The 13,715-nt window shown below is 71.9% G+C and carries 10 protein-coding genes; 1 reads left to right on the top strand and 9 read right to left on the bottom strand.

What is annotated here, in order from left to right:
• Positions 1 to 119: 119 nt before the first annotated feature.
• From ACIBNA_RS24310 to ACIBNA_RS24280, 7 genes are read right to left on the bottom strand one after another with little or no spacing between them, the layout of a single operon-like run.
• Positions 120 to 851 (bottom strand): alpha/beta fold hydrolase, encoded by a 732-nt coding sequence (locus ACIBNA_RS24310; RefSeq protein ID WP_399167241.1) that lies wholly within the window; start codon positions 849 to 851, stop codon positions 120 to 122.
• Positions 852 to 886: 35 nt separating this feature from the next.
• Entirely contained in the window at positions 887 to 1,600 is a 714-nt protein-coding gene (locus ACIBNA_RS24305; protein ID WP_399167240.1) for a maleylpyruvate isomerase family mycothiol-dependent enzyme, read from the bottom strand.
• Positions 1,597 to 2,430, bottom strand: coding sequence for a fumarylacetoacetate hydrolase family protein (locus ACIBNA_RS24300; protein ID WP_399167239.1), 834 nt, complete (start codon positions 2,428 to 2,430; stop codon positions 1,597 to 1,599). Before ACIBNA_RS24300 ends, ACIBNA_RS24305 begins: the two co-directional genes overlap by 4 nt.
• Positions 2,427 to 3,515 (bottom strand): cupin domain-containing protein, encoded by a 1,089-nt coding sequence (locus tag ACIBNA_RS24295; RefSeq protein WP_399167238.1) that lies wholly within the window; start codon positions 3,513 to 3,515, stop codon positions 2,427 to 2,429. Before ACIBNA_RS24295 ends, ACIBNA_RS24300 begins: the two co-directional genes overlap by 4 nt.
• Positions 3,505 to 5,178: a (2,3-dihydroxybenzoyl)adenylate synthase gene (locus ACIBNA_RS24290; protein WP_399167237.1), complete on the bottom strand. Its 1,674-nt coding sequence runs from the start codon at positions 5,176 to 5,178 to the stop codon at positions 3,505 to 3,507. The genes ACIBNA_RS24295 and ACIBNA_RS24290 overlap by 11 nt, the downstream gene beginning before the upstream one ends.
• Positions 5,179 to 5,189: 11 nt before the next feature.
• The gene (locus ACIBNA_RS24285) at positions 5,190 to 7,232 is read right to left on the bottom strand and encodes an acetate--CoA ligase family protein (RefSeq protein ID WP_399167236.1); all 2,043 of its coding nucleotides are present in this window, start codon (positions 7,230 to 7,232) and stop codon (positions 5,190 to 5,192) included.
• Positions 7,233 to 7,234: 2 nt separating this feature from the next.
• Complete coding sequence (locus ACIBNA_RS24280; RefSeq protein ID WP_399167235.1) at positions 7,235 to 8,764, bottom strand: FAD-dependent monooxygenase; 1,530 nt, start codon at positions 8,762 to 8,764, stop codon at positions 7,235 to 7,237.
• A 175-nt stretch (positions 8,765 to 8,939) separates the two neighbouring features.
• Here ACIBNA_RS24280 and ACIBNA_RS24275 point away from each other — a divergent pair, with 175 nt between their 5' ends.
• Positions 8,940 to 9,755 carry a PaaX family transcriptional regulator C-terminal domain-containing protein gene (locus ACIBNA_RS24275; protein ID WP_399167234.1) on the top strand — a complete coding sequence of 272 codons (816 nt, stop codon included), beginning with the start codon at positions 8,940 to 8,942 and terminating at the stop codon, positions 9,753 to 9,755.
• 46 nt (positions 9,756 to 9,801) lie between these two features.
• On the opposite strand, the gene ACIBNA_RS24270 is transcribed toward ACIBNA_RS24275, so the two are convergent.
• Positions 9,802 to 12,138: a hypothetical protein gene (locus tag ACIBNA_RS24270; protein WP_399167233.1), complete on the bottom strand. Its 2,337-nt coding sequence runs from the start codon at positions 12,136 to 12,138 to the stop codon at positions 9,802 to 9,804.
• Positions 12,135 to 13,451: an MFS transporter gene (locus ACIBNA_RS24265; RefSeq protein ID WP_399167232.1), complete on the bottom strand. Its 1,317-nt coding sequence runs from the start codon at positions 13,449 to 13,451 to the stop codon at positions 12,135 to 12,137. Before ACIBNA_RS24265 ends, ACIBNA_RS24270 begins: the two co-directional genes overlap by 4 nt.
• Positions 13,452 to 13,715: the final 264 nt, after the last annotated feature.

Raw genomic sequence — 13,715 nt, 5'->3', positions numbered from 1 at the left:
AGAGACAGCCCTCTCGGTCGTCGGCCCTCAGGACGCCTGCGCCGGATGCCACGTGGCGCCGAAGGCCGGCCCCGCCTCCCAGGGCACCCGGCAGCTCCGCAGCACGGGTTGCCGCTCGGCTACCGGGCGGCGCAGGCCCGGACGAAGGCGTCGGCCAGTTCGGCGGGGCGGGTGAAGCAGCCCTCGTGGCTGCCCGGGGTCTGGACGATCAGCGGGTTCTTGAGCCGCTGCGGGAAACGGTTGCCCCAGGCCCACTCGCCGGGCAGGGAGAGGTCCTCGGTGGACAGGACGTAGGCGGTAGGGAGGCCGAGCGCGGTGAACGCCGACGTGTCCGGCTTCTCGGTGAAGGTGCCCAGGGGCTGGGGGACGAGGAGGGAGTGCACGATGCGCTGGGTCTCCTCGTCGGCGTCCTGCATGAACGCCTGCTGCCAGACCTCCAGGGGCAGCGTCACCGTGTCGTTGCCGGAGGCGGCCGCCAGGGCGTGGAACATCTCGCCGTAGTGCGGCGGGCACGCGTCGATCAGCGACTCGCCGTCGTTCGGCACGAACGCGCTCCAGAACACCAGGCGCCGTATTCGGGCAGCGAGCCTCGGGGCCGCGCCGGTCAGAACGTAACCGCCCCAGCTGTGGCCGACCAGGGTGATGTCGTTCAGTCCGGCACTCTCGACGTATGCCACGAGGCTGTTGGCGCAGTCGGTGAGAGTGACGCCGCGCGGGTCGTCGTCGGCGCCCAGGCCGGCCAGGGTCGGGGTGTGCACTTCGTGTCCGGCCGCTCTGAGCTCGTTCGCGACCGGGCGCCAGGCCCAACCGCCGTGCCAGGCTCCGGTCACCAGGACGAAGGTCTCGCTCATGCCGATCTCCCTTGATCGAGTGATGAAAGCTGGATTCACAACCAGCGCGGAACGCCCGGGAGTTCACCTGTGACAAGCAGCTCGTCGATGCCGCCCCGGCCGGTGAGCCAGGCGGCGAGGGCGTACGGCGGTCCGGTGACCGTGACACCGGTGGAGGGCGTGCCGAGCACGACGGTGCCGTGGCCCTCCGCCGTGAGCTCGGCCCCGGTGTCCGCCCCCAGGCGGGCCGACATCCACCCGTCCACATCGCGAACGAGGGCCCACGCCAGGTCGGACGGCATGGCGTCCATGCCGACACCGACGTCCAGGTCGACCAGGTGGATCCAGACCTCGCGGACCCGGAGCCAGGGCACTTCCGAGGCCGGGATCTCGCGCCCCTGACCGCTGACGACCGTGGCCGACCAGGCGTCGCCGGACAGGGCCTCAGCGGCTTTCCGGAACCGGGCGGCGGACTCCCGTACGTCCGCCCGCTGTTCGACCAGGGGCCGTCCCGCACCCGCCTCGATGTCCGTGGCGCGCTGGTCCGGCGAGGCGTACATGGGCGTACGGATCCCCGTCCGGGCCCAGGTCAGCAGGTTGACCAGGGCGTCGGCGTTGCGGGCGAGGTGGGTGAGCAGGTGGCCGCGGGTCCAGCCGGGCAGGGCGGACGGCTCGGTCACCGCGTCGGCGGTCAGCGCGTCGACCGCCCGCTGCAGCGCGAGCTGCCCGTCCTCGACCCAGTCCAGAAGTGTGGCGACGGGGACCTTCACGGCTTGTCCTCGACGATCGTGTTCACGCACTCCCCGATGCCCTCGACCACGGTCCGTACGACCTGGCCGGGCTTCAGGAACACCTTGGGATCGCGGGCCGCGCCGACCCCGCCCGGGGTGCCGGTGAGGACGAGGTCGCCCGGCTCCAGGGTCGTGAACGTGCTGAGGTAAGCGGCGATGTGGGCAGGGGTGAAGAGCAGGTCGGACGTGCGCGAGCGCTGCATGACCTCGCCGTCCACCTCGAGGCGGATCTCCAGGTCGGCCGCGTCGTCGATCTCGTCGCCGGTCACCAGCCAGGGTCCGGCCGGCGTACTGGCCTCCCACGCCTTGCCCTGGAGCCACTGCGGGGTGCGCCACTGCCAGTCGCGCATGGAGATGTCGTTGACGACGGTGTAGCCCGCGATCGCGGCCGCCGCCTCCTCCTCGGTGGCCCGGCGGCGCAGCCGGGAGCCGATGACGAAGCCCAGTTCGGCCTCCCAGTCCAGCTCCTCCGTCTCGCCGGGATGGACGATGTCGTCGCGCGCGCCGAGCAGGACGTTGGCGAACTTGCCGAAGAGGGCGGGGTACGACGGCATCTCGCGGCCCATCTCCGCGATGTGGGTGCGGTAGTTGTGGCCCACGCAGAAGATCTTGGCGGGGGTCGTGACGACCGGGGCGAGGTCGAGTGTGGCCATGTCGTGCGCCGGCCCGTCGGCGGCGGCCGCGTAGGTACGCCAGTCGGGTCGGCGCAGCAGGGCGGCGACGTCGGGGGCTCCGGTCTCCACGGCCCGGTCGCCGTCGAGGCGGACGGCCGCCGTGCCGTCGGCCGTGCGGATGGTGGCGAGCTTCATGCGCGGGTGCTCCCGGTCGTCTCGGTGCGGGCGAGGTTGAGCGCCTCGTAGAGGGGCGCGTCGTTGAAGGTGAACAGGTCGAGCTGGGTGTGCGCGGCGATGGTCAGCGCGCACCAGGAGGGCACGGCGATCAGGTCGCCGTCGCTCACCTCGATCGCGCGGTCGTCGAGGGTGACGGTCCCGCTTCCGTGGAAGACCTGCCAGACGGAGGAGCCGACGGTTCGGCGGGTGGCTGTCGTAGCGCCCGCGCGCAGGCGGTGCATCTCGGTGCGCAGGCTGGCCAAGGCGTCACGGCCGGTGCCGGGGTTGGTGAAGCGGATGCCCGCGTGGCCGGGCTCGATGACCCCCGTGTACCCCTCGTCCTCCAGCTCCAGCTGGGCGGTGAGGGCGTCGTCGGTGTCGGCCCGGCGGTAGGCCATGAGCGGGGAGTCGGGGCTGTCCCCGGCCGCGATCGGGCGCAGCCCGGGATGGCCCCACAGCCGCTCGTTGCGCGACCGCGTCGGGGTCGACCGGTCCGACACGCCGTCCTCGCCGAACTCGAAGAACCCGGCGTCGAGGCGGTGCACGAGCGGGATGTCGAGGCCGTCCAGCCACACCATCGGCGCGTCACCGACGTGGTGGTGACCGTGCCAGTGCATCGACGGGGTGAGGAGCAGGTCGCCGGGGCGCATCTCGACCGCGTCGCCGTTGACGACCGTCCAGACGCCCTCGCCCTCCAGGATGAACCGGAAGGCACCCTGCGAGTGGCGGTGCGCGGGGGCGACCTCGCGGGGGCCGAGGTACTGAATGGCCGCCCAGAGGTTGGGAGTCGCGTACGGTCGTCCGGGCAGGCCGGGGTTGGCGAGCGCGATCGCGCGGCGTTCACCGCCGCGTCCCACCGGGACCAGGTCGCCGGACCGGCGGGCGAGCGGCAGCAGGGTGTCCCACTGCCAGACGTGCGGGACGGCCTCGGGCTGCGGGGTGAGCGGCATGAGGTTGCCGATCTCGGTCCACAGGGGGATGAGTCCGGCGGCCTGGAATCCGTCGTACAGCTTGCGGAGTTCGGGGTCCGTCTCCTCCGGGGCGATCACTGTGTCACTGGTCATCGGGGGTTCCTTCGGCGTCGAGCCGGCGCGTGATGTCGGCGCGCAGCGCTTTCTTGTCGATCTTTCCGACCTTGGTGGCGGCGAGTTCGGGGACCGTCACCAGCCGGTCCGGGAACTTGAAACGCGCGATACCGGCGCGCTCCATGACGTGGTGGATGTCGTCGAGGGTCACCGTGCGGCCCGGTTCCGGTACGACGTAGAGGCAGACTCGTTCGCCGAGTTCGGCGTCGGGCATCGCCACGGCGGCGGCGCGGGCGACGCCGGGGGTCTGGTAGGCGAAGTTCTCGATCTCCTCGGCGGAGATGTTCTCCCCGCCCCGGATGATCATGTCCTTGTCGCGGCCCTCGACGACGAGGTTGCCGTCGGGCAGCAGCCGCACGATGTCACCGGTGCGGTACCAGCCGTCCTCGGTGAAGGCGCGGGCGTTCTGTTCCTCGGCGCGGTAGTAGCCGCGCGGGGTGTACGGGCCGCGGGTGAGCAGCACGCCGGGGGTCCCGTCGAGGACGGGGTCGCCCAGCTCGTCGACGACGCGGAGTTCGTCGTCCGGGCACATGGGGCGTCCCTGCGTCGTGCAGATGACGTCCTCGGGATCGTCGAGCCGCGTGTAGTTGAGCAGCCCCTCGGCCATCCCGAACACCTGCTGGAGGGTGCAGCCGAGTTCGGGGCGGACGCGGCGGGCGACGTGGTCGGCGAGCCGGGAGCCGCCGACCTGGAGCACGCGCAGCGAGCTCAGGTCGGCCTCCGCGTGGTCGCGGTGGTGGTCCAGCCAGCGCTGGGCGATGGCCGGTACCAGGGCCGAAGCGGTGACGCCCTCCTGCTCGATCAGCGCGAACGCCTTCTTGGGGTTGGGGGAACCCAGCACCACCCGGCCGCCGTACAACAGCGTGCCGAGCAGGCCCGGGCAGGCGAGCGGGAAGTTGTGGCCGAGGGGCAGCGCGGCGAAGTACACCGTGTCCGCCCCGAATTCACAGACCTCGGCGCTGCGACGGGCGTTGTAGACGTAGTCGTCGTGCGTGCGGGCGATGAGCTTGGGCAGGCCGGTCGTACCGCCGGAGAGCAGGAAGACGGCGATCGAGCGGCTGTCGGGCCTCTGCGCGTCCACGACGGCCCGGTCCGCCGGCGTGCCGGGCGCGGCGCACAACTCCCGCAGGTCCACGGCGCCGTCGCCGACCTTGTCGCCGAGCACCAGGACATGCCGGAGGGTTGACGACTCCTCGGCGATCTCGAACGCCATCGCCCGGTGGTCGTGGTCCTTGAGGAAGTCGGGGACGGCGACGGCGACCGCCTCGCTGTGCTCGACCAGGTAGCCGACTTCGTGCTTGCGGTGCCCCGGCAGCGCCATCACCGGGATGACCCCGAGGCGCAGACAGGCGTACGTGAGGATCACGAACTCGACGGTGTTGGGCAGCTGCACCACGAGCCGGTCGTCGGGGCGGAGCCCGAGCGCGGCCAGGCGCAGTGCGGCGGCGTCCGCGCGCTCGGCGAGCCCCCGGTAGGTCAGGCGGCGGTCGCCGTCCACGAGCGCGACCGCGTCGGGAGACGCGTCGGCGGCGGCGTGCAGCCGGTCGCCGATGGCGTGGCCCTCCCAGTAACCCTTCGCGGTGTAGCGCTCGGCGTACTCCGCGGGCCAGGGGACAGCGCCGTTGCTGCTCGGCCTTGGCATGGTCGTTCTCCTCAGGTGCGATCGGCCGTGCGTACGATCACGGCGTCCAGGGCGATCAGTCCATCGGCAGTCAGCCGCAGCGGGTTGATCTCGATCTCGGCGGTGCCGGGGCTCGCGGCCAGGACGGCGGCGAGGGCGGACACGACCCGCCCGAACTCGGCGCGGTCGAGCACCGGCCCGCCGCGCCAGCCGTCGAGCAGGGCGCGGGCGGCCAGGTCGTCGGGCATCGAGGCGGCCTCGGCCACCGGGAGCGGGGCGAGCCGGATCGCCACGTCGGCGAGCGCCTCGGCAGCCGTACCGCCCAGCCCCGCCAGCACGACCGGCCCGAACACGGGGTCCCGGCGCACGCCGAGCACGAGGTCGACACCGGCCGGGGCCATGGCCTCGACCAGACAGCGCCGGTCGCGTCCGATGGCGTCCAGCGCCGCGTCGAGCTCGTCGGGGGTGCGCACGCCCAGGTGGACCCCGCCGACCTCCGTCTTGTGCAGGATCGCGGCGTCGAGCACCTTGACCGCGACGGGCCCGCCCAGCAGGCGCAGGGCGTAGTGGGCGTCGGCGGGGGTGTCGCAGGCGACACGGTGCGGGGTGCGGATGCCGAGGTCGGCGAGGAAGGTCTTGGCGGCGTCCTCGTCCATCGGGCCGGGGGGAGCGGTGGCGAGCGGCGGCGGCGAAGCCCCGTCCATCGGCAGGGCCCGCTGTCGGGCATGGGTCACCAGCGCCCGTACGGCGTTGGCGGCGGACGCCGGTCCGGTGAGTGCCGGAATCCCCGCCTTGTGCAGCCGTGCCCGCTGCTCGGCCACGTCCTCGGGGAGGCCGCCGACGACCACCACGGCCGGGGAATCGGCACCGAGGCCGGCGTCCTGGGCGGCCGAGGCGAGGTCGACGCTGTCGGGCTCGGTCAGGGCGTAGACGGACAGCAGGTCCACCTCCGGGTCGGCGGCGGTGGTGCCGAGCACGCGGGCGAAGGTCTCGCCGGGCCGGCCGGTGTCGACCGGGTTGCGCTGGTAGGTGAGCGGGGGCAGCAGCCCGCCCAGCGTGCGCTGCGTGGCCTCGGACAGCTGCGGCGTCCGGATGCCGTCCGTGCCTGCCCGGTCCGCCAGCAGCAGCCCCGGCCCGGCCTGGGCCGTCACGATGCCGAGCCCCGGGTCCGGGTGCGGACGCAGCTGGATCCGGGAGAGCGCGGTGAGCGCGTCCACCATCTCCCGCTCGTCGTCCACGACCACCGCCCCGGCCTGCCGCAGCGCGGCCCGTGTCGTCCGCCAGCTCGTGGCCAGCGCCCCGGTGTGCGACCGGGCGAAGTCACCGACGTCACTGCGGCCGACGACCAGCGCCACGACCGGCTTGACGGCGGCCACCAGCCGTACGGCGGCCACCAGCCGCGGCCCGTCCGGAACCGTCTCCAGGTGCAGGGCCACGGCCGTCGTACGACCGTCCCCGGCGAGGTGTTCCAGTACGTCCGCCGCCGTCACGTCGAGGCCCGCCCCGATGCCCACGCCGAGGCTGATGCCGTTCCCGGCGGTCACCAGGTCGAAGGCGAGCGCGTGGTTGACGCCGCCGCTGGCCGCGACGACCGCGACGTCCCCGGCGGGAAGCTGCCCGGCGGCGGGCACGAAGCTGGCCGTCAGGCCGAGATGAGGCGCGAAGAAGCCGGAGGTGTTGGGGCCGAGCAGCCGGATGCCGGTCTCGTCGGCGACGCGGCGCACCGCCTCCGCGTGCTCCTCGCCCTCCGGGCCCGCCTCGCCGAAGCCGCCCGCGCAGATCAGCGCGGCACGGCAGCCCGCTGCGGCCGCCTCGGCGAGCGCGTCCGCGCAACCGGCCGCCGGCACGCACAGCACGGCCAGGTCGAGCCGTCCGCCGACGTGCTCGGCCGCTTCGGCGACCGAGGCGTACACACCCTCGTCGGGGTCCGGGCGGCGCGCGTTGACGAGGGCGCGGGCCCCGGGGAAGGCGGCCAGGGAACGGGCCATGGCGGCGCCGAGCTTGCCGCTCTGCCGCGAGGCGCCGATCACGACCACGCCCTCGGGGGCGAAGAGCGGCGTCAGGTTCGTGGTCATGGCTACGCCCGCCCCTCTTCCGTGGAACCGACCAGATCGGCGCGCCCGGACAGCAGCAGCGTCTCGGCGCGGTCGTCGTCCATCCCGTCCTCCACGATCAGCGCGGGCACCCCGTGCACCAGCCGGGCCTGCTCCGCGAGCAGCTGCCGGGTGAGGGCGGTCCCGGCGTGGACGGCGACCAGTTGCGGCGGGGTCGTACCGCTCATTGCACTGGCCAACTCCTCGTACATCGCGGGCAGTTGCGCCTCGTTCTCCGGCGCGGTCAGCGACAGGCACGCCACCCCCGCGAGGTCGGCGCCGGTCACCCACCGCCCCGCGAACTCCTGCCCGCCCACCCGCAACGGCGTCTCCAAGGGGTCCCGCCCCTCGTGCGCCGCCCGCCAGTCCCCCACGACCTGCTCGACGAACTCCGGGTCGCGGCGCGCGATCCGTTCCTTGCCGATGCTGCGGGAGAGGAAGTGGAAGGCGAACCGGGTCGGTTCGAACGCGTCGTGGTAGCGCCCGAAGTGCTCCCACCAGGACAGGCTCGGCCGGGCGGAGGCCTGGATCTTCTCCACCGAGGGCCGCGCCGCCGCCTCGTACGCCTCCAGGGCGGCCGGCAGGTCGTCGCGGTGGGCGAGCAGGCTGCCGGCGAGGGCGATGGCGTCCTCCATGGCCATCTTGGTGCCGGAGCCGACGGAGAAGTGGGCGGTGTGCGCGGCATCGCCGAGCAGGACGACGTTGCCGCTGTGCCAGCGGCGGGTGCGGCGGGTGCGGAAGTTGCCCCAGCGCGAGTTGTTGACCAGCAGTTCGTGGCCGTCGATCTGCTCGGCGAAGAGCTTCTCCAGGTACGCCTTGGTCTTCTCGTCGCTCGGGCCGGGCGGCTGCGAGGTGTCGAACGCGTCGAGCCCCGCCCTGCGCCAGGACTCCTCGTCCGTCTCCACGATGAAGGTGCCGACGCCGTCGCTGATCGGGTAGCCGTGCACGGCGAACGTGCCGTGCGGCCCGCGCTCGTGCACGAAGGTCAGGCCGTCGAAGGGATACGTCGTGCCGAACCAGATGAACTTTGCGGTCGCGACCTCCACCTCCGGCACGAGCACGTCGGCGAGGCGGTCACGCAAGCGCGAGTTCGCCCCGTCGGCGGCCACGATCAGGTCGTAGTCGGCCAGCTGGGCCGGATCGGCGGGGACCTCGTGGCTGAACCTCAGATCGACACCGACCTCCGCCGCCCGCCGGTGCAGCAACTGGAGCAGGGTCTTGCGGGTGATCGCCGCCATGCCGTTGCCGCCACAGCGGATCCGCTGCCCTTTGAGCCGTACCTCGATGTCGTCCCAGTGACGCCCGTGCTCCGCGAGAGCGGTGCGCAGGACGGGGTCGGCGGCGTGGATGCCGGCCAGGGTCGCATCGGAGAAGACCACGCCAAAACCGAAGGTGTCGTCCTGGCGGTTCCGCTCGAAGACCGTCACCTCGGCCGACGGATCGGCCTGCTTGAGGAGCGTTGCGAAGAACAGCCCGCCGGGGCCCCCTCCCACGCACGCGATCCGAGAAACCATGGCTTGTGCCTCCATGTCCAGTATCGGAGCGCGCCGCCCCGCACACCGACATTGTGTGTCACTAACTACACGGACGTCAATCATTTGTTACTCAAATGGAGGGCTGTGCGGCCTGACGTTGTGGCTGATTCGATGCACCTCCGCAACGGCCGTCCGTATGACATAGTCGGTTTCCGTGAAACCTCGATCGATCGTCTTCGACCTGTTCGGCGACTACGTCCGCTACCGCGGAGGCGCCGCCCGGCTGCGCACCCTCAGCACACTGATGGGCTGCTTCGGCGTCGGCGACAGCACGGTGCGCGTGGTGCTCGCACGCCTGCGCAAGGAGGGCTGGTTCGACGTCCGGCGCGAGGGCAGAGAGACGCTCTACACGCTCAACACGCGCAGTCTCCAGCTGCTCGACGAGGGCCGCTCACGCATCTTCGACCCGGCCCCGTCCGACTGGGACCGCCACTGGTACATGGTCATCTACTCGGTCCCCGAGACCGAGCGGGGCGTACGCGACCGCATCCGCAAGGAGCTGGCCTGGCTGGGCTTCGGCCCCCTGGCCCCCTCCACGTACGTCTCCCCGCACGACCGCATACGGCAGGTGAGGGAGAAGTTCGCCGACGAGCCCGCCGTACGCCTGGACACCCTGCGCTGCCAGTCGTCGGGCCTCCCCGTCGACCGCGAGATGGCCGCCCGCTGCTGGGACCTGGCCGCCCTCAACGAGGACTACCGGGAGCTGCTGCGCACCTACCGCGGCCGGATGCCGTCCTACCGGGCCGGGCATCTCAGCCCCGAGGAGTCGATGGTCGAGCGCATGCAACTGACGTACGACTACCGCAAGTTCCCCTTCCGCGACCCCGACCTGCCGACCGAACTCCTCCCGGCGGGCTGGGTGGGCCACGAGGCGCACGAGATGTTCCTGGAGGCCCACGAACTGCTGGGTCCGGCGGCCGAGTCCTTCTACGACGAGGTGGCCGGGTCCCGCCCGCTGCCACAGAAATAGTGCCGGGCCCGTACGTCGTACGGGCCCGGCTTCTGGTCTTACGGCCTTACGGAAGCAGGGACCCCAGCAGGGAGCCGACGGCGGTCGTCCCCCCGTCGAACGTCCGCGAGCCGCAGCCCGCGAGCGTGACCTTGACCGGCCCGTCGCTCACCACGCGCAGCTTCGCCCCGCAGTCGACCTTGGCCCGCTGCGGGTCGATGGTGACGGCGCCGATGTTCTTGGCGTCGATCACCAGCTCGTTCGCCTTCGAGGCGGCCGGCGGGGCGGGCAGGTGCCGGTACTCCCGCAGGTAGGGGTTGACTGGCGAGGTGGTGCCCTCCGTCGCGCCGACGGTCGTCTGCTTGGCCTGCGCGGTGGGGTCGCTCACCCCGAAGCCCTTGGAGAAGACGTCGATCGTGCCGAGCGAGCCGTCCGTGCTGCGGGTGGCGATGCCGGACAGCCAGTAGGCGCGGTCGCCGACCAGGCCGAACCGTGCGTCGTCCATCAGCGGATTGCGCACGTACGTCACATGCGCCGGAGCGGAGACACCGGAGCCGTCGCCGAGCCAGTCCGTCAGGACGTCCCACAGCCCGCTGTTGCACATCTCCATGTGCTCGCCCGCCGCACCGGCCCAGCTGATGAACTCGTAGTCGTAGAAGTCGCTCCTGGCGTAGGCGTCGGCCCTCTCGCGGGTGATGAGGTACGGGATGAAGTCGTCGTTGGCGCCCGCCCACTCCATCACCGGCTGGTTGCGCCGGGACGGCAGCAGCGGGGTGAGCTTGGAGCCGGGCTCGTGCTGGGTGATGGTGTCCACCGGGAGCGTGTCGCCGACGCCGTTGAGGCCCGGGAAGGAGGGCGCCCGGTCGAGGCCGTCGCAGACGAACGCCCTACTGAAGACCTCCGGGAACTGCAGCGCCAGCTTGTTCGCGCCGTAGCCGCCGCTGGAGAAGCCGCTCATGACGCGCCGCGTCGGGTCGAGCTTGTAGTGGCGTCCCGCGTCGGCGATCGCCTCGAAGACGCTCGCCCCGCTCTGCCCGTAGAACCAGTTGTCGTTGCCGCGTCCGTCCACGGCGATCACCGCCGTCGGTGCGCCGGGACGGTCGCCGACCATGTGGAACAGGTCCTTCTCGCCGTTCACCTGGTCGTTCGGGGTGAGCGCGTAGCCGGGTGTCCAGGTGAGGGAGGCGTAGCCCCGCGCCGGGGCCGCGATGTCCGGTACGTAGATCAGGTACCGCTGGAGGCGGCCCGCCAGGTCGGGGACGCAGTCGTCGCGGCACACCCAGCCGAACTGGCCGCTGAGCTCGGAGTCGTCGGTGAGGTTCAGTCCGCCCTGCTGGGTGAAGGTTCCGGCGGGCGGGGCGCCCGGGTCGCCCGGCTGGCGGCGGCCCTGTGCCAGCTCGAAGTGGCTGGGGAAGATGCGCTGGATGTAGCCGTGGGCCGGCACTCCGCCGCGCTGGTCGGTCATGTCGTCGTCGGTGCCCGCGGCGAGCTTGGTGAAGTCGATGTCCGCGTGGAAGCCGCTCATGTCCTTCTGCAGCAGCGCGGCCTTCTGCCGGCGGTCCCGCCAGGCGCTGTCCATCGGCTCGTCGTAGCGGAAGGCGACGTCGAAGAAGGCCGAGGGGTTGGTCAGGCCGGACGGGGCGCCGCCCGGATGGTCCTCGTCGGCGGTCGCCTGCGGGAGGAGGTACTTGCCGTTCTCCTTGTCCCACAGGCCGGTTGCCGCGGCGATACGCACATCACGGCGGCCCGTCGGGTCGTACGCCGAGTGCGGCACCCGCACCTCGACCTGGCGCCGCTCCTTGTCGACGGTCACCGGGGCACTGCCCAGCTCCCGCCCGTCGGCGGCGCCCACGACGTCGGCTGTCGTGCCGTGCACGGTCACGAAGACCTGGGCCGGCATCACGGTGTTCGCGCCGTGCGGGGCGGGCAGCGGCTGGTCCGAGTCACCGAGGGCGATGGTGGTGGCCACCAGGCCCGGATCGGTCATGGTGTTGTACGTGATGCGGAAGGCCGTGGCGTCCTGGAGGGGCTTGGCCCGCAGCTCGACCAGGTCGGCGGCGTTGGAGCGGTAGGCCGGGTCCGTCGGGTAGGTGTAGGTCCTCAGCAGGGTGTTGACCGGCCACTCGTAGTCGGGACCGGCGCCGTGGTCGTCCCAGAGGCAGCCCTGGTAGAGGAACTCGCCCTCGCGGTACGCGCTGGACATGCAGACGCGGGTCGGATCGGCCTTCCAGATCCCGGTGTTCTCCAGCTGGTGCGCCTTCGCCTCGGGCTGGTTGAGGATCTGAGGGCCGGGCCAGGCCCGCGCCTGCGACGTGTCCTCCGCGGCCGCGGCGGCCGGCACTCCGGCCATCGCCGTGGCGAGGGCCACGGCGGCGACGGTCAGCGACCTCGACAACGTGCTCATGCGGTACGGACCTCCACCTGGGCCGCCTGCTCGGAGGCCTGCGTGGCCTTGCCCGGCAGCAGGAGTACGACGGCCGTGGCGAGCGCGGCGGGGATGGCGAAGGCGTAGAAGTTCCACTCGATGCCGACCTTGGAGTCCAGCAGCAGACCGCCGAACAGCGGTCCCGTGATGGCACCGAAGCGCCCGATGCCGAGGGTCCAGCCGAGCGCCGTGGCCCGGACCTCCACCGGGAAGTGCTGAGCGACATAGCCGAGGACCAGGATCTGGGCGCCGATGGTGCCGAAACCCGCGATGGCGACGAGGACATACATCAGCGGCGCCGCGGTGGCGATGCTGAGCAGGGACATCGAGACTGCGGCCGCCAGGAAGGACAGCAGGGTGATCGGCTTCATGCCGAACCGGTCACCCAGCGGCGAGAACAGCACAGAGCCGATGACCGCGCCGAGGTTCATCACCAGCAGGAACAACAGGGAGCTGGACAGGGGGTAGCCGGCGGACCGCATGATCTGCGGGAGCCAGGTGTTCAGGCCGTACACCAGCAGCAGGCCGAAGAAGCTCACCACCGCGAACAGCACGGCGGGCAGCGCGTGGCGCCGGGTGAACAGGGCGGCCGGGCCCCGCTTGGGCTGCGGCCCGGCCGTGGCGGGAGGGGCCTCCGGCACGGGAACGCCCAGGCGCGCCGCGGTCCGCTCGGCCTCCTCAAGGCGCCCCTTCGCGACCAGGAACACCAGCGATTCCGGCACGTAGCGCACCAGCAGCGGCAGGATCAGCAGCGGAACGGCACCGAGCCCGAACAGGAACCGGAAGCCCCACACCGGCAGCAGCGCCATGGCGAGCACCGCGGCGAGGATACCGCCCACGGAGTAGCCGGAGAACATCAGCGCGTTGTTGAAACTGCGGCGGCTCGGGGCGGAGTACTCGGCCGTGAGCGCCACGGCGGTCGGCATCACGCCGCCGAGCCCGAGCCCGGCGAGCAGCCGGAAAATGCCGAACCAGGTCGCGTCGGGCGCGAGCGCACACCCCATCATCGCGGCCGAGAACCAGCCGACGCCGGTCAGCATGACCCGGCGGCGGCCGACCACATCGGTCAGGGCGCCGGCGAGCAGCGCGCCGATCAGCATGCCCACGAGGGCGTAGCTTCCGATGACACCGGCCATCGCCGGGGTCAGCCCCCAGGGCTCGTACTGCAACAGCGCCGGCACGCTGGCGCCGTAGACGATCAGGTCGTATCCGTCGAACACGATCACCGCGAAGCACAGGCCGGTCACCAAGAGCTCCGGGCGCCGGGGGTTGCGGGTGGGTTGGGGTCTCATCGCTGGCTCCTTTGCGTCCGCCATGAATCGGCTGAGACGCCGAGCAGTGTGTGTCACATTCGACACGGACGTCAATGAGTCGAAACATAAAGAATCGGATTCGGCGCACACTCTGGACAACAAGCCGAGATCTCAAGATGCAATCCAGCGACGACCAAAGTCCAAGTGACCCTCATGTCGGCGGCGGGGTCGGTGATCGCGACAGCCGAAACACCAGAGAGCCCCGGCCGTCCGACCGGACTCCCGGTGCAGGGCGGCCCACGC

The organism is Streptomyces sp. NPDC050164 (genome assembly GCF_044459945.1).
Classification (GTDB): domain Bacteria; phylum Actinomycetota; class Actinomycetes; order Streptomycetales; family Streptomycetaceae; genus Streptomyces; species Streptomyces coeruleorubidus_A.
Note: the sequence above shows the minus strand (reverse complement) of the source record. Positions and strands in the feature narration are given on the sequence as shown.